Source organism: Nocardia donostiensis (assembly GCF_002081715.1).
Classification (GTDB): domain Bacteria; phylum Actinomycetota; class Actinomycetes; order Mycobacteriales; family Mycobacteriaceae; genus Nocardia; species Nocardia donostiensis.
The window spans coordinates 35,029-54,740 of record NZ_MUKP01000034.1; the positions used below are offsets into that span (position 1 = coordinate 35,029).

Consider the following 19,712-nt stretch of genomic DNA (forward strand, 5'->3'; position numbering starts at 1 on the left):
GCCATAGTGGGACGATGGAGCCATCGAGCGAGCACAGGGAAAACGCGGGTACCGGTCCGTTCGCCGATTGGCTCGATCGTCACGGCGAGGTCTACTTCTCTCAACTGACCGATGATCTCTGGGAACACATCAGCGAAATGCGGGCCGGACCAGAGAAGATACGACCGGCGCTCCGCGAGTCCATCATTTCCCACTTGCCCGGACTGAAAGCGGCGCTAGAAGACGAAATGGCTTCCGTCGACCTTCCGGGAACGGCCCGTGACTTCGCCGGGCTGATGGCCCGGTCCGGCCTTCCGCTCTCAGCGCTACTCAGATCCTACGAGTTAGGGCACGCAGCAATATGGAATACCTTCATGGAGTACCTGCGGTCCTGCCGTGACCTCGAGGTTTCACAACGTGCACTGTCATTGGAAACCGGCTCCATCCGAATGTTCGGGTATATCCAGACAATGACAGGTAAATCCATCGACGAATACAATTACGTTAAAGATCGTGTGCTACGCGAGAAGAACTCACGGAAGAACGAACTAGTTCGTGAGGTGCTGGCCGGGAACGGGAACCCGGACAACTTGGAGAAATTTCTAGGCTATAAGGTCAGCGGCGTTAATATCGGGTACGTCGCATGGGTTACATCAGCAGATCGGGACGCGGAACTACCCGAACTGGCACGACGCGCTCTGGGACCCCTCCCCCAGCAACACATCTCCATCCCCGCGCAGCCCGGCACAGTTTACGGGTGGTTCAGCCCCACCCAGCTTTCCGACTATGCTGAACTGTCCGCAGTCTCACTGCCAGCAGGTCTCGGCCTCGCAGTAGGGGCTCCGCGTCACGGTGTGCACGGCTTCCGCCAATCTCACCAGGAAGCCACACTCAGCGCCACACTGATATCGGGTACACCCGCACGTCCAGTGCGCTTCCCTGATGTCTCGGTCCACGTTCTCGCTACCCAAAATCTAGACCTCGCTCGCCGCTTTGTCGACGACGAACTCGGTCAGCTCATGCGCCACCAAGACAGGGACAGGCTGATGCCCACACTTCGGCATTTCCTGGCCACACTCGGCAGTCCTAGCCGTACGGCACACCGGCTAGGACTGCACCCAAATACTACGACGCAGCGGATACAACGAATCGAGAGCATACTTGGTGTCGTGATCGACCCCGGAAACCTCAAACTACGTGTAGCGGTTGAGCTTGCAGAGCATGTTTCTGGTCAGGAGGGAATGCGTACTGCGGATGGCCTTTGACAAACCGCACGATCATCTCCGGACCTGGTCGAGCTCCGAAATGAAGTGAGTCGCCACGGGTTGGGTGCCGCCTGTATGAGCTGTTGGGGAGGGGCTGTCTACAGTGTCTACGGGATGTTTCCGCTGTGGCCTGGTTGTCTGCTGCGTCCCGGCTGCTGGTGGTTGTTCGGGTTCTGGGTGGTGGCCGGATCTCCTGGTAGGTTGATGAACGTGGTTTCCGCTGGGGAGATACCGCCGAGTGGCATGTTGTTGTCCCGGAAGAGGTTCGGGCGGTAGGGCAGTTCGTCGCTGATATCGCTCGTCAGCTGCGGTCCGGGCTGGACTCGGCGAGTTCCGATGTCGATGCCCTGCTGGCCGATGGGTGGCGCAGTGATGCCACGGTGCCGTCGCGGAGGGCGCGGCTGATCTCCTCCCGTGCAGGCGGCGGCGTCGTCCTCGCTGTCCACGCTGGAAACGTGACAGCAGGCTGTCGGAGCCATTCCGGGATTGAGACGCACCAGCTGGGGTAAGCGCGTCACGGCGACACGAGAGATTCCGAGCGTGACCGACGTGGAGGTGAGATCATGTCCCTGCCTGCGCAGCAGCAAACCCCTCCCGGGGTAACCGGCGAATGAACCCGAAACCAGATCACGGCGAAGACAGCTACCGAGGATCCGGCCGGCTGGATGGAAAGGTCGCTGTCATCACCGGAGGCGACAGCGGCATCGGGCGGGCGGTGGCGATCGCCTATGCCCGTGAAGGCGCCGATGTCTTGGTCTCCTATCTTGACGAGCACGAGGATGCGGCCGAAACCGAGCGGTGGATCCTCGCCGCGGGCCGCAAGTGTGTGCTGGTGTCGGGTGATCTGGCCGATCCGGCGAAGTGCCGGGAGGTCATCGACAAGGCCGTACAGGAATTCGGTCGGGTCGATGTGCTGGTGAGCAATGCGGCCTACCAGATGACCCGCGACTCGATCGAAGAGATTCCCGACGAGGAATGGGATCACACCTTGGCTGTGAATCTGAGCGCGTTCTTCCATCTGACCAAGGCGGCGGTGCCGCACATGCCATCCGGGTCGTCGATCATCGGGTCCTCGTCGGTGAACTCCGATGCGCCCCCGCCGACGCTGTTGCCCTACAACGCCACCAAGGCCGGCATCGCCAATATGGTGGCCTCACTGCTCAGATGCTCGGCGATCGGGGAATCCGTGCCAACAGCGTGGCGCCCGGCCCGATCTGGACGCCGTTGATCCCGGCGACGATGCCGACCGAGCAGGTCGAGAGCTTCGGTGCGCAGGTGCCGCTCGGTCGACCGGGTCAACCCGCGGAGCTGGCACCGGTGTATGTGTTGCTCGCCGCCGGTGAAGGCAGCTACATCTCCGGCGCCCGGATCGCGGTCACCGGCGGGCAACCGATCCTGTGACCGGCGGCGAGGCCACGCTGTACCCGCTGCGGCTGAGTATCACCGCCAAACCCCTGGTGTTCGGTGGGCACGCGATCAGTCGCCGCCTCGGCAAATGCGGGATCCCGGACTGGAGTATCGCCGAGACGTGGGAGTGCAGCGACGTCGACGGTGTTGGCGCGCAGGTGACCAACGGTCCGCTGGCCGGGCAGTTGCTGCGCCACCTGGTCACCGAGTATCCCGAAGAGTTGATGGGGATGGGATGGACCGGCGACCACTTTCCGGTGCTCACCAAGTTCATCGATGCGGGCGGGACTCTGCCGGTGCACCTGCACGCCGACGACGAGACGGCGCGACGGGTGGAGGGCCAGCGAAACGGCAAGACCGAGGCCTGGCACATCCTGGACGCCGCCCCAGGCGCCACCGCCCTGTGCGGGGTCAAGGACAGCGTGGGGCGCGATCAATTGCGAGCAGCGCTGCGCGATCAGGATTTCGACGCGGTCCTGCGCCGACTGCCGGTGAGCGCGGGCCAGACGATCTATGTGCCCGGTGGCACCCTGCACAGTTTCGGTCCGGGCACCCTGATCTATGAGATCGAGCAGACCTCCGATATCCAGCAGCACGCCATGCACTGGAACATGGAGGACGGCTCACCCGTGAGCGAGGAGCAGTTCGACACCAATATCGATCTGCTCATACAAGAGGTCCGGCTCGATCACCGACCCGATTTCGAACCCGGCTTGAAGATCGCCGTCGATGACGGGGTGCAACGGGTTTTCTTGTGCGCGGGACCGTATTTCGCGCTCGAGCGTTGGCAGGCAGGCAGCACGCGATCGGTGCGGCACACGTTCGCCACCGCGCAGATCCTGACCAATGTCGGCGCGCCGGTGCGCGTGCGGACCGGCGGCTTCCAGGAGGAACTCGGTAGCGCGCAAACACTGCTGCTGCCCGCGATATGTGGGTGGGTCGAGATCCTCGGTCCCGCCGATGTCCTGTTCGGTTACCTGCCCGATCTCGAACGCGACGTGGACACCCCGTTGCGCGAGGCCGGCTATTCGCAGGCTCTCATCGCCTCCCTCGGCGCGGGCCGCCCCGATACCCTATGAGCGGAGTCAGGTATGAGTCGGTTGCCCTTCGACTATTCAGTGAACCAATTCGCCGCCACACCAAGCATTTTCGAGCAAGACATCGCGCACTACACCGAGGCGGGCGTCGGCGTGATCGAAGTGTGCCAGGCAAAATTGGACCCCGACCGTGGCAGTGAACAATTGGCGGCGGCCGTGGCCGCTCGCCCGCAACGCCGTCATGGCCGACCACACCCGTGCCGACTGGCGCGACCTTCTGCCGACCCTCGACCTGCCCGCCCTGGTCCTGGTCGCCCGTAAAGACAAGGTGTTCGACTGGCACGGTCCGCATGTGCCTGGCGCGCGGACGGCGTCCTTCGACAACAGCAGCCACGCCCTCTTCCTCGACGAACCCGAAAAATTCGACCAAGTCGTCGGAGCCTTCGTGATCCACAATCGCGCGTAGCCTGGATCACCGCCAACTATCGACGGAGACAGCGGTTGCCGTGAGCTCGTCGCAACAAAGCAAAGTCCCCGGAATCATGGCGCCATTTGTCCAGGTTCGGACACTTAGAGCACCAGTCCCTTGACTATTCCGGCAGCTTCGAGGGTATCGAGTACGGTGGCGGCACCGATAGTGAAATCTCGCTGTTCGCTCGAACCGATGATGAAGGGGAACGGCAGTGGCGGGTGACAAGGCCGATACTCAGATCTGGCAAACCGATGAACACCCGACATGGATCATCAAATTCTCCGACCTCGGCTTTCGCAGGCTCCTCCTCGTCGCTGCAGACCTCAGCGAGCCTTCTCTACAGTCGCTCGCTACCTTCGCCGATCGCCTCCGCGCAGTCGAAGGGCTGCTGCCTGATCCATTATGGCCGGAATGAGAAGAGTCATCCGCCGGCAATGTCCACGCTGAGTACGTCGACGAGGTCGGATTGCGCGAAAACAGACGATGGTCGAGCCGGCGGCTGGTACGACAGCACCGGCACCTGGATCTACAACCTGGCGTACACAGGCGGCGCTACGACCAGCGGTGGACGGACATGGGTGGGGAACCCGGGCAGGCGCGCAGCGGCCGCGGCCTTGGCGAAGGCGATATCGCTGAGCGATAGCCGTTTACGGGCATCAGTGTAGAGGTCGAATTCTTGCTGCCGTGCTCGTGCCCCGTCCGCGTCTCCCGACACCACCGCAGCCGCAATCGCTACCGGCAGCTCGGCGACGGGCCCACCCGCGCCGATGATGACACCAGCAGCACCCAGCCCACCGATCTGCGCGCCAACTCGACCACATCACCGACCGCACAGGAACCGACATGCGCCACCAGCCTGCCACCCCAACGCTCCCGGCAGCGCTCGACCACCTGCATCCTTTCCCGCATTGCCAACCCAGCGAACTCGCCGGTGGTCCCGTTGACCAGGATCGTCTCGACCCCGCAGCGGCCAGCAGATCCAGATAGTCGCTCATGGCCGGCAGCCCAGCCCAGCTTGCGCGAGCAGAAGCTGCCGTGATGCGCGGTGACATGGGACGCGCCTTTCCGACTGGCGGCGGAGATCACACTGGACCTCAAGTCAAGTTGAGCTTATAGCGTCGTTCTGCAGCTTTCCACTCGATAACGCGAGGAGCATCATGACGGCAATCGATGGCGGCACCGCCACCGCACCCACGGTCACCGTTCTCGGACTCGGCGCCATGGGCTCGGCGATCGCCAAGACGTTCGTCGGTCGCGGCTTCCGCACCACGGTGTGGAACCGGACCGCGAGCAGGACCGCACCCCTGGTCTATATCGGTGCAACGGCCGCCGTGACCGCGGCCGACGCGGTGGCTGCGAGCGATCTTGTCGTGGTGTGCCTGCTCGACAGCACTGCGGTCGACGAGGTTTTGCAGTCGGTCGATTCCGCGATCACGGGCAAGGTGCTTGTGAACGTCACCAGTGGGTCTCCTGCCCAGGCTCGGGCGAACGAACGTTGGGCGAACGAGCATGGCGCGGAGTACCTCGACGGCAAGATCATGGGCGATCCGCCGTACGTGGGCACACCGAACATCATGTTCCCGTTCAGCGGATCCCGCAGCGCCTACGACGCCCACGAGTCGACGCTGCGGGCACTCGGCACCATCGCCTACCACGGCACGGACCCCGGCGCGGCCGCAGTCGAGTTCATGGGCCAGGTCGCGGTGGCATACGAACTGCTCATCGGCTTCCTACACACCCTTCAACTGGTGCGAGCCGAAGGGTTCGACGTCACGCAGTTCGCCGAACGCATCGCCGGATCGGTGGCCGCCTTCCCGGCATTGCTGACCTCGATCGGCAAGGCAGTCCACGAGGGCGAGTACCCACCGGACCTCGGCCCGCTCAACGTTCAAGTGGCGCTGATGGACGACATGATCAACCATCGGGAATCGGTCGGTGTGGAAGCCGTCCGAATGCGCGAAATCAAGCGTCTGATGGACCGCCGCGTCGCCAGCGGCAACGGCGAACAGGGTTTCTCGAGCCTTTTCGAAGAACTGACGAGCCACAGCTGAAATCCCTCGCCCGCCTGTTGCTGCCAGGTTGCGCTGGCGGCCAACTGGCTCCCCACCAGGTGGCCGTCAGCGCGGATTCCCAACTGGCCGCTGGCGTCCGCGAATCCGGTAGACGCATCTACGGTGACGGCGAACTGAAAACATCCCCGCCGTTCGACACCGCGTGTGACGGATCATCCACATCGAACGCCTAACCGCAGCTGCGACCGGACAGAAACCGAAGCCGGCGCGCGCAGCTCGTCCGTCAGCGAAGCTCGAATCCGCGAACAACGCATCGCCCCCCCTTGCAGTCCTGCCGCACGTCGCGGCTCTACTGGGGGCAGCAGATGAGCACACCTGCAACAGCGACGGGTGGGCGATTTATTACGCAGGTCGGTTGGGCTAGGCACCATGAACCGGCAACCACGCGACCTCTGATCGCCTGGCACTGCTGACGGGTGGCCTGCATGGTGACTCGCGCCCTCCATCGTCAAGGGCGCTTCCGACGTCGACTTCGCTGATGGTATTTCGCCGCCCCCAACCGCGAAGCCGCTAGGCGATAAGGGCAGGCGGGTAGCCGCCCTCGGTAAACACAGCCCACCACCCAATAGTGCCCCATTGCCGGCAAGCCGCACAGCGTGATCTACTACGGCAAGATCGGGGCGATGGCTTCCAACCGGGCCGACGAACAAGAGCTGAGCGTGCAGTGCCTGCGGATCGTGCAAGCCTCCCTCGTCTATGTCAGCACTCTCATGATCCAGGACCTGCTCGACGACCCCGACGTCGGCGACATCCTGACCACCCCGGCCGACAAATGCGGGGTGACTCCGCTGTTCTGGGAACATGTCCTGCCCTACGGTGAGGTGAAATCGAACATGACCAGCCGTCTCACCCTCCGCGGGTGAGGCTTGGCCGGTGTTCGGTTGAATGCGCTGGTCATGCCGTCTCGATGTAGTCGATACCGGCTGAGCTGGGCCTGGTTGGGTCGGCGGGGTCGGTTGGCGCGGCGACTATGGGCGACGGAGAGCCGTGTGTGCGGCGCTGAGGCGTTCGGCGTCGCTGCGTTTGGTGTTGTCGCCGGATATCTGGTCGGCCCATTCGAGTAGTCGGTGCACGTGAGGGGCGGTGGTGGTCCCGACGGGTGGGTTTCCGGCGGTTATCTCGCCACCGGTTCCATCGATGGCGATGAGGGTGCCTTCGGGGATTACGTGTCGACCGATTCGTATTGTGGTGGCGTCAATGGTCAGTTCGGCGACTCCGACGACGGCAGGTTTGCCCATCGCTCGCGCGACGACGGCGGCGTGGCAGGTGGGGCCGCCGTGGGCGGTGAGGACTCCGGCGGCGGCGGCCAGGCCGTGCATGTCGAGCGGAGAGGTGTCCGGTCGCACCAGTATGACCGGGCCGTGTGTGGCCATGCGGACCGCGGTGTCGGGGGTAGTCACTACGCGGCCGACAGCGACACCCGGGCAGGCACCTTGCCCGCGGGCGAGGATGTCTGCGACGCTGTCGAGGATCATGCGGGGTGTGCGGGCGTGCTGAAGCTGTAGCGGGGTGATTCGCTGCAGTGCCTCCTGGTGCCCGATCACGCCCTCCTCGACGAGGGCGACCGCGATGTGCACGGCAGCCGCGGCGGTCACTTTGGCGCGGTGTACTTGCAGGACCCAGAACTCGCCGCCTTCGAAGGTGAACTCGATGCAGCATGAGTCTCGGTAGTGCGCTTCGATCCGATCGAGGGCCGCTACGAGCTGGGCCCATACGGCCGGCTCTCGATCGGCCAGTTCGCACAGTGGCAGCGTCGGCGATCTGCCGGAGACGACGTCGTCGCCTTGGCTGCCGAACAGGATGTCGCCGAAGGGGACCCGTTCGCCGGTATTGGGATCGCGGCTGAACGCGACTCCGGTCCCGCTGTGCCGGTCGCGGTGTCCGAAGACCATCGCCTGCACGATCACGGCTGTTCCGAGGTCGTGCGGGATATCGTGAATCGCGCGGAACGTGCGCGCGCGAGGGGTATCCCATGAGGAGCACACGGCTGTGATCGCCAGCTCCAGCTGCCGGAACGCATCGTGCAGGACCTGCTGTCCGGCTTGTTCTGAGATGAGGGCCTCGATGACTTCGATCGCGTGGTGGATGCGCGTCTGCTCGTCGCCGAGATTCTGCTGAATCGCCTCGACCACCATCGATTCCGCGCTCGCTGCGCCGGTGTCGGTGATCGCGGACGCGAAGCTCGACAGGAATCGCAACCGGGCGATGGACGCGAACCGCGGTTCGCCTGTCTCGGTGGTCAATCCGCGTGCGGCCGTTGCGGTGAGTCCGAGGTTGAGGACGGTGTCCATCATGCCCGGCATCGACACCGCGGCCCCGGAGCGAACAGACACCGTCAGGGGCCTTTCGGGGCCACCGAGCCTACGCTGCGTGGCAGTTTCGAGGTCACCGATGGCGACCGTGAGTTCGGCGGCGAAGCCCTCGGGAAAGCACCCGTCACGCAGGAATGCGCGGCATACTTCGGTGCTGATGACGAAACCGGCGGGAACGGGCAAACCCAGGCGTCGCAGCATGATGAGCCCGTGCGCCTTGGCGCCCAGGACTTCCGAGGTCTCCTGGACCTCTGCGGAAAGGGGGTGAATGTATTGCATCTTCAGAATCTCGGGATGCCCAGGGTTGCGAGGAGATCTTCGTGAAGCTGGAACCAGACGGTGTGGTACGACGAGGTGCTGGTCGCCACGTACTCCAACGCGCCGGAACGCGCTAGAGCGAGCGCATCGGCAAGACGCAGCCCGTACCGCCCGAACCTGTCCATCGCTGCGGACAGTTGCGCGCAGACGACCTGCGCGCGGTGGTCGAAGTCGCTCAGCCGCTCGAGAACCCGGGCGTCGTATCCGGGGTCGGTGTGGTCGTTCGCGGTCAGGACTTCGTGGACCGATCGCGTCTGCCATGCTGCGCACAGGTCGAGTAATTCCGGGTTGAGCGCGAGAAATCTGTGATACGCCTCGGTTACGGCGGTTCGGGCTCCTGCGTTCTCCAGTTCGTCGGTGATTCGTTCTGCGTCCAGAGCGCGACCGGTGGCCGTGAGACCCCACCCTCCGAACTCCCCGGGCGTATGCGTGACATGTCCGCCTGCGCCGAGGCCTATCAGCTCGGATTCCACGACAGACTCCGACAGGCCCGTCGCTTCTGCTACCCGAGCGACGCTCGCGTGGCCGATGCAGCGAAGGGAATGCAGTACCAGCACGTCAGCACCGGCCGAGCGCGAATCCTGCCACGTCACGATCCTGCTCCCCCCAGCTGTGAATTTGTTGCCGCACGCGCTGTGCCCCTGGCCGCGAATCGTTTCTGCGCTGCTTGCCTCGACACACCAAGGCAGGCACCGATCTCGGCCCAGGGCACGTCTGCTTGCCGTGCCTGGTCTACGAAATGGTCGAGCAGACCATCGGCCAGCCGCAGCCAGTGCGCTGCAATGTTCGCCGCTTCCGACAACTGATCCAGAGTGATACCGGGACGGGCCCGCTCTATCGCGGCGATCACATCGCGCAATGGCATCCGACAATCCATTCGTCAACTTTAGGTTGACTCCCACACCATCGTCAACTAATAGTTGACGATAATGCGGGAGAGTGCAGTGCCTGGCTTTCGCTGATAACGAACCGATCCAGGAGTGGTAGTGATGGCTTTCGAGAACGCGGCGCCGGGTGCCGCCGAGACAGAGATCAAGCGGGTATTAATCGTGGGTGCCGGTATCGCCGGCCTGGCCGCTGCGCTGCGGATGCATCAGCACGGCTGGAATGTCGTCGTGGTCGAGCGCGCGCAGTCCCGGCGCAGCAGCGGCTATCTGGTGAACCTGCACGGACCCGGATACGACGCCGCGGAGCGGCTCGGGCTGCTGCCGACGCTGACTCCGCGTGATATCGGGTTCTTCACCTCGGTCCTGGTTCACGCGGACGGCCGGGAGAAGTTCGCGATTCCGGCTGCTGTCGCGCAAGCCGCTGTCGGCAATCGGGCGCTGAGCCTGTTTCGCGGGGACCTGGAGTCGGCGCTCTACGACGCGGTGGCCGATCTCGTCGACATCCGGTTCGGTACCACTGTGCAGGCGGTCACCCAGAGCGCCGGCGAAGTCGCCGTTACCCTCAGCGACGGCACCCGCATGCAGACCGAACTTCTCATCGGCGCCGACGGCGTGCACTCCCGGATCCGTGAACTCGTATTCGGCCCCGAGGCCGACTATCTGGTGGATCTGGGCCACATGGTGGGAGCGTTCCCGCTCGAACAGGTTCCCGAGCACGTACCCGAAGGCGCCGGTACGACATTCCTCGGACCCCGGCGCACGGCCGCGGTGATGAACCTGGGGCCGGGCCGGTCCTCGGCGTTCTTCACCTACCGCAGTCCCGATCCGGCCACCGAACTGGCTCTGGGCCCCGCACCCGCACTCACCCGAGCCTTCGGAGATCTCGGCCGAGGTGTCGCCGATGCCCTGCGCCAACTCGAGGCCGACCCCACCTCCTCCTATTTCGACTCGGTCGGCCAAGTCGTCATGGACCACTGGAGCCACGGCCGCGTCGTCCTGCTCGGCGACGCCGCATGGTGCGTGACCGTATTCGCCGGCTACGGAGCTGCCCTCGCTCTCGACGGCGCCGACCGGCTCGGCGCCGCGGTAGCAGCGCACAGCGACGATATTTCCACCGCGCTCGACTCCTGGGAGACCTCGTTGCGCCCCGAAGTTCGCAAACGACAAGCGCTGGCCCGCAAAGGAATAAGCCGATTCGCCCCACCCTCACGCGCTCACGTCTGGGCCGGCGAACTCATGCTCCGCGCCATCGGGCTACCCGGAATCCGCAGCCTGGTCCAACGCTCCATCCAACGCGCCAACAATTAGACGGGACGCCAACCAGGCCGACAAATGTCATACGCCCCGCCACCCCCGCTGGCCCGGCTGGTCATAGGCCAGAGCGGGATCGGTTTCGAGGGGTGGCGACTGTGTGAGTCAGTCATGGGTGTGTTCGGGCAGGGTGATCTCGAGGCGGGCGCCGCCGTAGGGCGAACTCGACAGTCGCGCGCTGCCGCCGGTGTGACGGGCGGCTTCGGCGATGATGGCAAGGCCCAGACCGGCACCGCCGTGGGCGCGGCTGCGGTTGTCGTCGCTGCGTTCGAAGCGGCGGAAAAGCCGTTCACGGTCCGCATCCGGGACGCCGTCGCCGTCGTCGTCGACCCACAGGACAACCTGTTCGTTCTCGCAGCGCAGCGTGAAGTCGATGCGACTGCGGGTGTGGCGGCGTGCATTGTCTGTGGCATTGCGGACCACCCTGGCCAGTAGTCCTTCGTCGGCGAGCACCCGGGCCGGTCCCACGGCCGCGATATCGACGGTGACACCGAGTTGGCGCAGCCGGCTCGCTTCGGCGAGGACTATATCGTCGAGATCGACCTCGCCGCGGTTGTGTCCGGGCCCTTCCCCGAGACGTGCCAGCAGTAACAGATCGTCCACCAGCTCATGTAATCGGGCGGCCTCGCTGTCGATGACCCCGGCCAGGGAGGCCAGATCGGTCGCCTCGGGATGGTGTAACGCGACCTGCGCGTGCTGGCGGATGGCGGCCACGGGCGAGCGCAGTTCGTGGGAGGCGTCGGAGACGAACCGTTGCTGAGCCCGGTGTGAGGACTCGAGCCGGTCGAGCATCCGGTTCATGGTCGCGGCCAGCCGTGCGACCTCGTCTTTCCCGGCGGGTGGATCAACCCGCCGGGAAAGATCCGCACCGATGGATTCGGCATCGAGCCGTATGCGCTCGACCGGTCGCAGCGAGCGGCCGACCACCGCCCACATCAGTGCCGCGACAAACGCACTGACGGTGGGCACCGCGGCGGCCAGGAGCAGGGCCGCCGATCGCACCGCGCTGTCGGCATCCTCGAGCGAGCGTGCGACGACAACGGACTGCACCGCTCCCGACTCCCCTGTGATCGGCGCCGATTGCACGACGTAGCTGTCCCCACCGATGGAGAAGCGTTCTGCGAACGGTACGGGCAGCGTCGGTCCGCCGGCGGAATCCCCCTCGGCGGTGGCGATCACGCGACCGTCCTGCTGTAGCTGGATGATCACATCGTCGACTTCCGAGACCGGTAGCAAGACCGGGCCCGCGGCGTTCTCGCGCCGGTGCTGCGCATCCGCGGCGATCTGCGCGGCCTGGATATCGGCGGCGTTCGACTGTCCTGTGATCAGGGTGTGGCGGAACAACGCCAGAAAACTCACCGCACCGCAGGCCAGAACCGCCAGCACGATGGCCGTGGTCGTCACCGTGATCCGTACCCGCAGCGACGGCAGGCGCAGGCTAGACATCGGGCATCAACCGATAACCCGCGCCGCGGATCGTCCGGATGGTATCGAGAGCGAACGGTTTGTCGATCTTGGCTCGCAGGTGCGCGATATAGACCTCGACGATATTGGAGTCACCATCGAATTCGCCGTGCCAGACTCCGGCCAGAATATCGCTCTTAGAGCGGATCACGCCCGGTTCGCGGGCGAAGAACGCCAGTATCGCGAATTCCCGGGCGGTCAATCGCACCGGAGTGTCACCGCGCCGGACCTCGCGGGTGGCCGGGTCGAGACAGAGACTGCCCACCCGCAGTGAGGTCGGGCGTTCCGGGCGGCCGCGGCGGATCAACGCGCGTAGCCGGGCGACGAGCACCGGGAAATCGACGGGCTTGATCACATAGTCGTCGGCGCCGGTATCGAGGCCTTCGACCTGATCCCATACACCGTCCTTCGCGGTGAGCATGAGGATCGGTGCCCAGTTTCCTTCGTCCCGCAGGATCCGGCACACCGCGTATCCGCTCATGCCCGGCATCATCACATCCAATATGAGCGCGTCGTAGCGCACCTCACGCGCCCGCCACAGGCCGTCTGTCGCGGTGTAGGCCAGATCGACGGCGAACCCCTCGGCTTGAAGCCCCCGCCGCAGCCCGTCGGCGAAGCGGCTCTCGTCGTCGACCACCAGTATGCGCACGGCACCCAGTATGTATCGACGCCATGGGTACCGCCTCGACCGTGTTGCTCTCACACCGAGGTCGAAGCGGTTCGGCGCGGGTACCGCGATGCCGCGCCGAACCGTCGTTAATGCTGGCTTAAGCATTCGCCGGGCACCATGACCGCGGCCGTTCACCATGAGAAGGAGTACAACAGGATGGGCGTGACCCTTGCGAAGGGTGGCAATGTATCGCTGTCGAAACAGGCACCGCATCTGACCGCGGTGGCGGTCGGTCTGGGCTGGGACGTGCGGTCGACCACGGGCGCCGAGTTCGACCTCGATGCCAGCGCGCTGGCGACCGGGCCGGATCAGAAGGTCCTCTCGGATCGGCATTTCGTGTTCTACAACAACCTGCGTTCGCCCGAGGGCAGTATCGAGCACACCGGCGACAACCTCACCGGTGAGGGGGACGGTGACGACGAGGTGATCAATGTCGACCTGGTCGCCACTCCGCCCACGATCACCAGCATCTTCTTTCCCGTCTCGATCCATGACGCGAATGCGCGGCAACAGTCGTTCGGGCAGGTCCGCAATGCGTTCATCCGGGTCGTGGACCGGACGACGGGTACGGAACTGGCCCGCTATGACCTGACCGAGGATGCCTCGACCGAAACCGCTATGGTCTTCGGGGAGCTCTACCGCCACGGTGCGGAGTGGAAGTTCCGTGCCATCGGCCAAGGGTATGCGTCCGGACTGGCCGGTATCGCCCGCGACTACGGCGTGAACATCTGACCTCACCTGCGATCGGGAGCACAGCTGATGGCCATCGATTACACCAAACATCAGGCAACGTCTGCGGCGGGCGACGTGAACCGGGGGGCCGACCCGAACAAACTGACACTCACCAAGAACGAACGCAGCGTCGACCTCACCAAAAGCGGCGAGCGCCAGGGCGTGATGCGGGTGAACCTGAACTGGACCGATCCGGGGCCGGCCGGGAAGCCGGGTTTCTTCGCGAAACTGCTCGGCGCAAGCGGCGGTATCGACCTGGACCTCGGCTGCCTCTACGAACTCGCCGACGGCTCCAAGGGCGTCGTCCAGGCACTGGGCAACAGCTATGGCGACCTGAACAAGCCTCCATTCATCGCCCTGGATCGTGACGACCGCACCGGCGCCGTGACCAGCGGGGAGAATCTGCACATCAACCTCGCCGACCCCAGTGCGTTCCGCCGGATCCTGGTCTTCGCCATGATCTACGAGGGAGCTCCGAACTGGGCGGCGGTCGACGGTGTCGTCACCATGTACCCCACAGCCGGGCCGCAGATCGAGATCCGCCTGGATTCCGCAGTCGACGGGGCACGTATCTGCGCGGTCGCGCTGCTGACGAATACGGGCCGCGGCCTGACCGTGGGGCGTGAGGTCGAATACGTCAACGGCGGCCAGGCCGACCTCGACCGTGCCTACCGGTGGGGTATCCGCTGGGCGCCGGGTCGCAAGTAGCGCGACCGGTCATTCGGCAGGCGGGACCCCGGCCCGCTCGATCTCGTGTGGTCTCTATCACAAGGAAAAATCAATGAGCACAGAAGGATACGATCCCCGACTCGGAACCCCTGTGGGGGTTATTCCGGCCGGTCTGGGTAAGCGCGCCGGCGCCCGCTTCATCGACTGGGTGATCGCAGGCATTGTCGGGGCAATCCTGTTCTGGTTACTGAGCAAGTCCACCAGCACCCCCGAATGGGTTTCCATCCTGCCCGGCGCGGGTTTCGCCTTCCTGTACTTCCTCGGCTTCGAGGTGACCACCGGCGCCACACCCGGCAAGAAACTGCTCGGGCTGCATGTCGAAGGAGCCGGCGGGGCAACCAAACCCGGTCTCAAGGAATCCGCATTCCGAAACTCCTACATGCTGCTCAATCTCATCCCGTGTATCGGCGGCGTGCTCTGGTTCTTCGCCGCCCTGGGGATTGCGGTGACCATCGGCTCCAGCCCCAGCAAACAGGGCTGGCACGATCGCTTCGCAGACGGGACTCGGGTCGTCGAAGACCAGTCAGGGTAGCACGGCCCGGCCGGTCGAAACCTGATGGGCCGGAACCGAACTTCATAGCCCTGCGATCCGCCGCGATAGGTGCGGGGAGGGAAGCGGCAGTGCCGCCCACGACCTTGGCCCTCTCGTTCCAGTCGTCGAGTTCACCTCGGCCACCGATGACCTTGCCCGGCAGGTAATTGACAGAGGTTCTGCCCCTCTTCCCTGTGCACGGTGGGCAGCATGACCGAGAGGACCAGCCGGGTGAATGTAGACCAGCCGGCAGTCAACGGCACCTGGGCCACGACGGCCCGCACCCGCCGGTCGGTGGCAGCCACCACCAGTACATGCGCGCCCGCGTAACTCGTTCCCCAGACGAGAGCGTGCCGTGTTTGCCTGCGGCAACCCATTTCCGCGGCAAGAAAGTTGCCCCGGCCGTATAGGTGCGGTTGGGAGTCTCAGCAGCTGCCGTAGCTACGAGCGCTGGTTTGCTCAGAGTTCATCGGAGTCGCCGGTAGATGATCGGCTGGGCGGCAATTTCGTTGGCGGAGAAGTTGGCCAGGACGAAGGAACGGAAGGTCGGCCGAAACAGCAGACTGGGCAAGAAGGTGCGCAGACTCGGCCAGCTGGCATGGTTGATGAGGCTGTAGTCATCCGGTTCGCCGGTTAGTGGCTGCATCAGGGCCGAGTCCGGCAGAGCCGTTTTCCGCTGGAACCAGCCGGCGGTGTATTGCCATACGTCGAAGACGGTTTGTCTGTCTCGGCAATAGAAGTAGTTGAACAGGAACCAGCTGTCCGCGTTGTGATCGACATCAGCGATCCTGGCGGGGTTGCTTGCGGCGGTGATGTGCACGTGCCGACCGGTGTTCTCCAGTAAGGCTACGAGTTCGAGACGTGCTGGGTCGGTGCGCAGCGCCTCGAGGTCAGCGACACCCCCGGTGCGGATCAGTACGACGATGTCGTAGCGGGCGGGCCGCACACCGGCTCGGTGCAGCAGCCGGGAGCCTTCGCCGGGCGGCCGTAGCACAGCGCTGAATGCCGTTGCCTCGGCCACGTCGTCACGACGGGCGAGCCGGCTGCAGAGCGGCCCGATCTGGGCGAGCACCCGGCTGCGCGGACGTGCGGGTAGCGGGAACGGGCCTGCCCAGCCACCGATCTCCGCAGCCAGTAGGAGGAACCCGTTATCGGTCGGTGTGAGGAGGCGAGCTTTGACCGCCAGATGATCGTTGACGATGTCCATGATGAACGTCCTTGTCGTGAAATGTGTCGGAACTCGTCGTCGGATCGACCGCTGTCGCGGTGTAGCCGGATTTGTGCCAGCTTCGCCCGGTCGTTCAGTGAACCTTGCCGAGCTCCCGAACCACGTCGACGCGGAGAAAGTCCGGCGCCTTGATCACCTTTCGCAACATGAACCGGATGAACGGCGGCATCCCCTGGGCGGACTCGTCGCGGTAGAGGTGTGGCGAGCCGACCTCGTAGCGTCGACGTCGAGTCTCGAGTTCGAATCCGTCGGCGGCGACGACGTTTTTCACCCAGTCGGACTCGGTTCCGTAGGTCAACGCGATCACATAACCACCTTCACGATGAAACGCCCACAACGGAGTCCGGAAGGTACGCCCCGACTTGCGCCCCCGGTGAATGACGACCGCCCACCCCGGCGCCCATGGAGCAACGAATCTGGTGACCTGATTGAGCCCGTAGCGATTGGCACGGGCGATCCACCGCGGTGCCGGCATAAGAAACTCCTCGCTTGTTGAATTCCAGTATGAGCGTATCGGCTCAGCGAAAAGAAAGTCAACGATTGTAGAATTTCTGTTCTATGCCTCCGATCGGACGACGCCCAGGAACGCCCAACACCAGAGAACTCCTCGTAGAGACGGCACGGCACAGATTCGCCGCAACCGGATACGACAAGACCACCGTGCGCCGGATCGCAGCCGACGCCGGCGTAGATCCCGCACTGATCAGGCACTACTTCGGTAGCAAGGCCGGGCTGTTCCGTGCCACGATGGGCTGGCCCTTCGAGCCCGCAGAACTCGCCGCGCGAGTCGTCCAGGGAGACCGGAGCGGAGTCGGCGAGCGGCTGACACAGACGTTCTTCGAAGCATGGGATCGCACAGATTCGCGTGCCCCACTTCTGGCGATCTTACGTGGAGCCGCCACCGACGAAGAGACCGCCGAACTGGTACGTGAGTTCATCCAGGAACAGGTCTATGCACAGATCGCGACGGAGCTACCCGAGCCCGATGCACAGTTGCGGGTAGACCTGGCGATGGCGCAGCTCCTCGGCATCGCCTACCTCCGCTACATCCTGCGGGTAGAGCCGATCGCCTCCGCCGACCTCGGCGAGCTCACCTCCCGCATCGCGCCGATCGTCAACGCTCATCTGGGCACAACCATCGACCCTGCGAGCAACCAACACGAATAGTCCTGACTCGTAACCGGCGGCGGGGCCTGGATCGTGACCGAAACCCTCCTGCCCCGGACCAGGCCACCCCGCCGGCCGCCGCAACCAGCAACCGGCGCCCTGCTACGACGTGCATATCAAGACCGCCGCAAACAAACCTTCCAGAACTGCCAGGCCACGACCCCGCCGAAAATCGTCAAAACAGCAGTTCAGAGATTAAATTCCAGCTAGGACGTGCTCAGGAAGTAGATTTGTGTGTTGATGAAGCTGGTACGGACCCACTTGTGGACTTGCTCATCAGTCCCAGGCGTTGAAGAGGACCCCACCTAGCGTGGTGATGCCATAGAAGCGGATCTCGCGCCATTCATTCTGCGACAGCACATCGGTATCGACGTAACGGAGTGGTGTGGCGAGCTGTTTGCTCATCAGGACCATGAACCCCCTGTGGGTGAAGGCCGAAGCCCACGGCGGTGGCGCAATGAACTGATCTGTGTACTGATACTGACGTTCTCGGGTGAATGCGATCCATGGGTGGTAGGCGTGACACAGGACGACCGTCTCGCCCGAGTGCTCGACAATCGTTGCGGTATGGAAGGTCCGGGGGTACGCCTGTTCCTCCACCTCGCCTACTCCGCCTCTGGCTGTGCGGGCAGCGACATACAGGGCGGTACGAAATGCCCGCAGGTCAGTCTCGGGCAGGGGGCCATCCTTCGGCCAGAAGAAGCCTGTCGCCCCTTTCGGCAGCGTGAAAAGCGTGCACTCGTCGTTCGAGGTTTCGTCCATCTTGTCTGCCGCTGCGGTACCGGGAAGTGAGTTCGTGCCGACTTCGCGGGAACGAACTTCCTTGTGAAAGTCGAGTGTGGATCACGGGCTGGTCCGAGGTGAGCTCTCCGGTAGTTGGTTAACGGCCAAGAAAACCGGAGAGACCACCGGAGGCCTGGTGACCAGCGTAATAGTAGCCAACAACTCGCCATCGAATACGACGGGTTCGTACGCTTGGGCGGTGAGCAGTACGCTGTCGCCTGGCCCGGGCAGCGACGGGCTCGCCGAGGACGAGAAACGGTTGCTCGCTTATCTTCTCGGGATCGGCGGCGGGCAGATCTCGATCGAAACCACACCTTTCGAGGGCTCCCGCGCCAACCGGAGCCTCAGCCTGATAGCCGGGACCGCTGCTCGTGTGGCGCTCGATGTCGGCACAGGAGGCATCGTTTCTCTTCCTTCGCCGGCCAGCGCGGCCGCTGCACCAACCCACGCGATCGTCACAACCGTCAGATCGGATACGAACCTACAATGAACAGGCGTTTTCCGGGTCACCGCGTGCGGAGCGCGGCGGCCAGGAGTCGTTCGTCCCGTCGGCGGATAGTGCGCAGGCCGCATGCCTGCCCCACGCTCTCACCCTCCAGGAAGTACTGCCCGATGATGACAACGAATCCGACCAACCACCGCAGCAGCGTCCGCCAGAAACCAGCGCGCTGTCCGTTCTTCGCCCGCACCACCCGCATACCGAACAGCCACTTGGCGAGACTGCCGCGGAACAGCAACGTGCCGACCACATGATTGACAAACGACACCGCGAGCAGACATCCGACCAATGTCGCCAGAAACTGCCCGACGTTGTCATGTGCGTGGAATACGCGCTGCGACAGCGCGAAACCGATGATCAGGGCGAGCAATCCGTCTGTGACGGCCGCGAGGGCGAGCCGGTTCTCCCCAGCTTCCTCCGGCACGTTCGGTGGTTGCGGTCCCTGCCCCGTCGGTCCTGCGTAACTCGGGAATGACGTGCTCATTCCGCGCATTATGCCGGACATTCGGAGTTCTTGCGGTGCCGCTCTTCCCATTTCGAGTACTGTAAGGGGACGTCTCATGTGGGGAGTTTCTTGTAGCAGATGAGCGCGGCGGCAATGTCGGTCGATAAAGGCTGCGAACAGGTGTCCTTGGCGTTCGTAACGGATGGCCAGGCGAGGGTGCCGCCACCGCCGCCGATACCCGATGCCGAGAAACACCTCGAAGCAGTCGTGGCCGAGCTGCGTGGTCAACATCTCGCCGATGTCATGTACTACCCATTGACGATCGGCGATGACGGCCGGCTCGCCGAGAAGTGGGATTTCGGCGACTGGCACGAACCGACGATGGGCGTTGAACTGACCTTCC

The 19,712-nt window shown here is 64.2% G+C and carries 25 protein-coding genes and 1 pseudogene; 14 read left to right on the forward strand and 12 right to left on the reverse strand.

All coding sequences use genetic code 11. The features are described 5' to 3' along the window. Nucleotides 1-14 precede the first annotated feature (14 nt). The gene (locus tag B0T44_RS19705) at nt 15-1,244 is read left to right on the forward strand and encodes a PucR family transcriptional regulator (RefSeq protein ID WP_139348011.1); all 1,230 of its coding nucleotides are present in this window, start codon (nt 15-17) and stop codon (nt 1,242-1,244) included. Between the two features lie 107 nt (nt 1,245-1,351). Here the strand turns inward: B0T44_RS19705 and B0T44_RS19710 are convergent, their stop codons facing one another. Further along, nucleotides 1,352-1,690: a hypothetical protein gene (locus B0T44_RS19710; protein ID WP_077121302.1), complete on the reverse strand. Its 339-nt coding sequence runs from the start codon at nt 1,688-1,690 to the stop codon at nt 1,352-1,354. 117 nt (nt 1,691-1,807) lie between these two features. Between B0T44_RS19710 and B0T44_RS19715 the strand changes: the two are divergent. The 4 genes and pseudogenes from B0T44_RS19715 to B0T44_RS19730 all read left to right on the forward strand — a co-directional run bounded on the left by B0T44_RS19715 (nt 1,808) and on the right by B0T44_RS19730 (nt 4,575). Next, nucleotides 1,808-2,645, forward strand: a pseudogene (locus B0T44_RS19715) (SDR family oxidoreductase). Next, nucleotides 2,642-3,730: a class I mannose-6-phosphate isomerase gene (locus B0T44_RS19720; RefSeq protein ID WP_175648138.1), complete on the forward strand. Its 1,089-nt coding sequence runs from the start codon at nt 2,642-2,644 to the stop codon at nt 3,728-3,730. The pseudogene B0T44_RS19715 and the gene B0T44_RS19720 overlap by 4 nt, the downstream one beginning before the upstream one ends. A 148-nt stretch (nt 3,731-3,878) precedes the next feature. Beyond that, complete coding sequence (locus tag B0T44_RS19725) at nt 3,879-4,154, forward strand: alpha/beta fold hydrolase (RefSeq protein ID WP_077121298.1); 276 nt, start codon at nt 3,879-3,881, stop codon at nt 4,152-4,154. A 217-nt stretch (nt 4,155-4,371) separates the two neighbouring features. After that, the gene (locus tag B0T44_RS19730; protein WP_077121295.1) at nt 4,372-4,575 is read left to right on the forward strand and encodes a hypothetical protein; all 204 of its coding nucleotides are present in this window, start codon (nt 4,372-4,374) and stop codon (nt 4,573-4,575) included. Between the two features lie 111 nt (nt 4,576-4,686). On the opposite strand, the gene B0T44_RS19735 is transcribed toward B0T44_RS19730, so the two are convergent. Beyond that, nucleotides 4,687-4,875 carry a hypothetical protein gene (locus B0T44_RS19735; protein ID WP_139348010.1) on the reverse strand — a complete coding sequence of 63 codons (189 nt, stop codon included), beginning with the start codon at nt 4,873-4,875 and terminating at the stop codon, nt 4,687-4,689. A 17-nt stretch (nt 4,876-4,892) separates the two neighbouring features. Then, nucleotides 4,893-5,258 carry a dihydrodipicolinate synthase family protein gene (locus tag B0T44_RS19740; RefSeq protein WP_139348009.1) on the reverse strand — a complete coding sequence of 122 codons (366 nt, stop codon included), beginning with the start codon at nt 5,256-5,258 and terminating at the stop codon, nt 4,893-4,895. 59 nt (nt 5,259-5,317) lie between these two features. On the opposite strand from B0T44_RS19740, the gene B0T44_RS19745 reads away from it, so the two are divergent. Next, nucleotides 5,318-6,211, forward strand: a complete 894-nt coding sequence (locus B0T44_RS19745) for an NAD(P)-dependent oxidoreductase (RefSeq protein WP_077121284.1) — start codon at nt 5,318-5,320, stop codon at nt 6,209-6,211. Nucleotides 6,212-6,828: 617 nt separating this feature from the next. After that, the gene (locus tag B0T44_RS19750; protein WP_077121281.1) at nt 6,829-7,095 is read left to right on the forward strand and encodes a Tn3 family transposase; all 267 of its coding nucleotides are present in this window, start codon (nt 6,829-6,831) and stop codon (nt 7,093-7,095) included. A 105-nt stretch (nt 7,096-7,200) separates the two neighbouring features. Here the strand turns inward: B0T44_RS19750 and B0T44_RS19755 are convergent, their stop codons facing one another. From B0T44_RS19755 to B0T44_RS19765, 3 genes are all read right to left on the reverse strand, one after another. Then, nucleotides 7,201-8,823 carry a pyruvate, phosphate dikinase gene (locus B0T44_RS19755; RefSeq protein ID WP_077121277.1) on the reverse strand — a complete coding sequence of 541 codons (1,623 nt, stop codon included), beginning with the start codon at nt 8,821-8,823 and terminating at the stop codon, nt 7,201-7,203. Nucleotides 8,824-8,825: 2 nt separating this feature from the next. After that, nucleotides 8,826-9,335 carry a hypothetical protein gene (locus B0T44_RS19760; RefSeq protein WP_217697569.1) on the reverse strand — a complete coding sequence of 170 codons (510 nt, stop codon included), beginning with the start codon at nt 9,333-9,335 and terminating at the stop codon, nt 8,826-8,828. A 116-nt stretch (nt 9,336-9,451) separates the two neighbouring features. Beyond that, complete coding sequence (locus B0T44_RS19765) at nt 9,452-9,727, reverse strand: hypothetical protein (RefSeq protein ID WP_077121269.1); 276 nt, start codon at nt 9,725-9,727, stop codon at nt 9,452-9,454. Nucleotides 9,728-9,851: 124 nt separating this feature from the next. Here B0T44_RS19765 and B0T44_RS19770 point away from each other — a divergent pair, with 124 nt between their 5' ends. Next, nucleotides 9,852-11,057: an FAD-dependent oxidoreductase gene (locus tag B0T44_RS19770; protein WP_077121266.1), complete on the forward strand. Its 1,206-nt coding sequence runs from the start codon at nt 9,852-9,854 to the stop codon at nt 11,055-11,057. A gap of 108 nt (nt 11,058-11,165) precedes the next feature. Here the strand turns inward: B0T44_RS19770 and B0T44_RS19775 are convergent, their stop codons facing one another. Further along, complete coding sequence (locus tag B0T44_RS19775) at nt 11,166-12,506, reverse strand: sensor histidine kinase (protein WP_077121263.1); 1,341 nt, start codon at nt 12,504-12,506, stop codon at nt 11,166-11,168. After that, nucleotides 12,499-13,173, reverse strand: coding sequence for a response regulator transcription factor (locus tag B0T44_RS19780; RefSeq protein WP_077121259.1), 675 nt, complete (start codon nt 13,171-13,173; stop codon nt 12,499-12,501). The genes B0T44_RS19775 and B0T44_RS19780 overlap by 8 nt, the downstream gene beginning before the upstream one ends. 177 nt (nt 13,174-13,350) lie before the next feature. On the opposite strand from B0T44_RS19780, the gene B0T44_RS19785 reads away from it, so the two are divergent. The 3 genes from B0T44_RS19785 (at nt 13,351) to B0T44_RS19795 (ending at nt 15,187) form a co-directional block, all read left to right on the forward strand. Beyond that, complete coding sequence (locus tag B0T44_RS19785) at nt 13,351-13,926, forward strand: TerD family protein (protein ID WP_077121378.1); 576 nt, start codon at nt 13,351-13,353, stop codon at nt 13,924-13,926. A 27-nt stretch (nt 13,927-13,953) separates the two neighbouring features. After that, nucleotides 13,954-14,634, forward strand: coding sequence for a TerD family protein (locus B0T44_RS19790; RefSeq protein WP_077121253.1), 681 nt, complete (start codon nt 13,954-13,956; stop codon nt 14,632-14,634). A 73-nt stretch (nt 14,635-14,707) separates the two neighbouring features. Further along, entirely contained in the window at nt 14,708-15,187 is a 480-nt protein-coding gene (locus B0T44_RS19795) for an RDD family protein (RefSeq protein WP_077121251.1), read from the forward strand. A gap of 466 nt (nt 15,188-15,653) precedes the next feature. Here B0T44_RS19795 and B0T44_RS19805 read toward each other — a convergent pair whose 3' ends face one another. Both B0T44_RS19805 and B0T44_RS19810 read right to left on the reverse strand, forming a co-directional pair. Then, a complete protein-coding gene (locus tag B0T44_RS19805) occupies nt 15,654-16,394 on the reverse strand; it encodes a hypothetical protein (protein WP_077121248.1) in 741 nt (246 codons plus the stop codon). Between the two features lie 94 nt (nt 16,395-16,488). Continuing rightward, nucleotides 16,489-16,890: a nitroreductase/quinone reductase family protein gene (locus B0T44_RS19810; RefSeq protein WP_077121245.1), complete on the reverse strand. Its 402-nt coding sequence runs from the start codon at nt 16,888-16,890 to the stop codon at nt 16,489-16,491. 83 nt (nt 16,891-16,973) lie between these two features. Here B0T44_RS19810 and B0T44_RS19815 point away from each other — a divergent pair, with 83 nt between their 5' ends. After that, nucleotides 16,974-17,582 carry a TetR/AcrR family transcriptional regulator gene (locus B0T44_RS19815; RefSeq protein WP_077121243.1) on the forward strand — a complete coding sequence of 203 codons (609 nt, stop codon included), beginning with the start codon at nt 16,974-16,976 and terminating at the stop codon, nt 17,580-17,582. Between the two features lie 276 nt (nt 17,583-17,858). On the opposite strand, the gene B0T44_RS19820 is transcribed toward B0T44_RS19815, so the two are convergent. Further along, nucleotides 17,859-18,344 (reverse strand): hypothetical protein, encoded by a 486-nt coding sequence (locus B0T44_RS19820; protein WP_077121240.1) that lies wholly within the window; start codon nt 18,342-18,344, stop codon nt 17,859-17,861. A 220-nt stretch (nt 18,345-18,564) separates the two neighbouring features. On the opposite strand from B0T44_RS19820, the gene B0T44_RS19825 reads away from it, so the two are divergent. Continuing rightward, the gene (locus B0T44_RS19825) at nt 18,565-18,855 is read left to right on the forward strand and encodes a hypothetical protein (protein ID WP_077121237.1); all 291 of its coding nucleotides are present in this window, start codon (nt 18,565-18,567) and stop codon (nt 18,853-18,855) included. Between the two features lie 16 nt (nt 18,856-18,871). On the opposite strand, the gene B0T44_RS27255 is transcribed toward B0T44_RS19825, so the two are convergent. Next, nucleotides 18,872-19,348 carry an RDD family protein gene (locus B0T44_RS27255; RefSeq protein ID WP_175648137.1) on the reverse strand — a complete coding sequence of 159 codons (477 nt, stop codon included), beginning with the start codon at nt 19,346-19,348 and terminating at the stop codon, nt 18,872-18,874. A gap of 114 nt (nt 19,349-19,462) precedes the next feature. Between B0T44_RS27255 and B0T44_RS27260 the strand changes: the two genes are divergently transcribed. Further along, a partial coding sequence (locus tag B0T44_RS27260; RefSeq protein WP_217808769.1) for a hypothetical protein occupies nt 19,463-19,712 on the forward strand: 250 nt, incomplete at its 3' end.

What these genes read in the sequence shown, in the direction of transcription:
- B0T44_RS19765 (WP_077121269.1), bottom strand. Translation starts at nt 9,727, where the DNA reads ATGCCATTGCGCGATGTGATCGCCGCGATAGAGCGGGCCCGTCCCGGT.
- B0T44_RS19805 (WP_077121248.1), bottom strand. Translation starts at nt 16,394, where the DNA reads ATGGACATCGTCAACGATCATCTGGCGGTCAAAGCTCGCCTCCTCACA.
- B0T44_RS19755 (WP_077121277.1), bottom strand. Translation starts at nt 8,823, where the DNA reads ATGCAATACATTCACCCCCTTTCCGCAGAGGTCCAGGAGACCTCGGAA.
- B0T44_RS19810 (WP_077121245.1), bottom strand. Translation starts at nt 16,890, where the DNA reads ATGCCGGCACCGCGGTGGATCGCCCGTGCCAATCGCTACGGGCTCAAT.
- B0T44_RS19745 (WP_077121284.1), top strand. Translation starts at nt 5,318, where the DNA reads ATGACGGCAATCGATGGCGGCACCGCCACCGCACCCACGGTCACCGTT.
- B0T44_RS19795 (WP_077121251.1), top strand. Translation starts at nt 14,708, where the DNA reads ATGAGCACAGAAGGATACGATCCCCGACTCGGAACCCCTGTGGGGGTT.
- B0T44_RS19785 (WP_077121378.1), top strand. Translation starts at nt 13,351, where the DNA reads ATGGGCGTGACCCTTGCGAAGGGTGGCAATGTATCGCTGTCGAAACAG.
- B0T44_RS19820 (WP_077121240.1), bottom strand. Translation starts at nt 18,344, where the DNA reads ATGGACGAAACCTCGAACGACGAGTGCACGCTTTTCACGCTGCCGAAA.
- B0T44_RS19790 (WP_077121253.1), top strand. Translation starts at nt 13,954, where the DNA reads ATGGCCATCGATTACACCAAACATCAGGCAACGTCTGCGGCGGGCGAC.
- B0T44_RS19770 (WP_077121266.1), top strand. Translation starts at nt 9,852, where the DNA reads ATGGCTTTCGAGAACGCGGCGCCGGGTGCCGCCGAGACAGAGATCAAG.
- B0T44_RS27255 (WP_175648137.1), bottom strand. Translation starts at nt 19,348, where the DNA reads ATGAGCACGTCATTCCCGAGTTACGCAGGACCGACGGGGCAGGGACCG.
- B0T44_RS19815 (WP_077121243.1), top strand. Translation starts at nt 16,974, where the DNA reads ATGCCTCCGATCGGACGACGCCCAGGAACGCCCAACACCAGAGAACTC.
- B0T44_RS19705 (WP_139348011.1), top strand. Translation starts at nt 15, where the DNA reads ATGGAGCCATCGAGCGAGCACAGGGAAAACGCGGGTACCGGTCCGTTC.
- B0T44_RS19775 (WP_077121263.1), bottom strand. Translation starts at nt 12,506, where the DNA reads ATGTCTAGCCTGCGCCTGCCGTCGCTGCGGGTACGGATCACGGTGACG.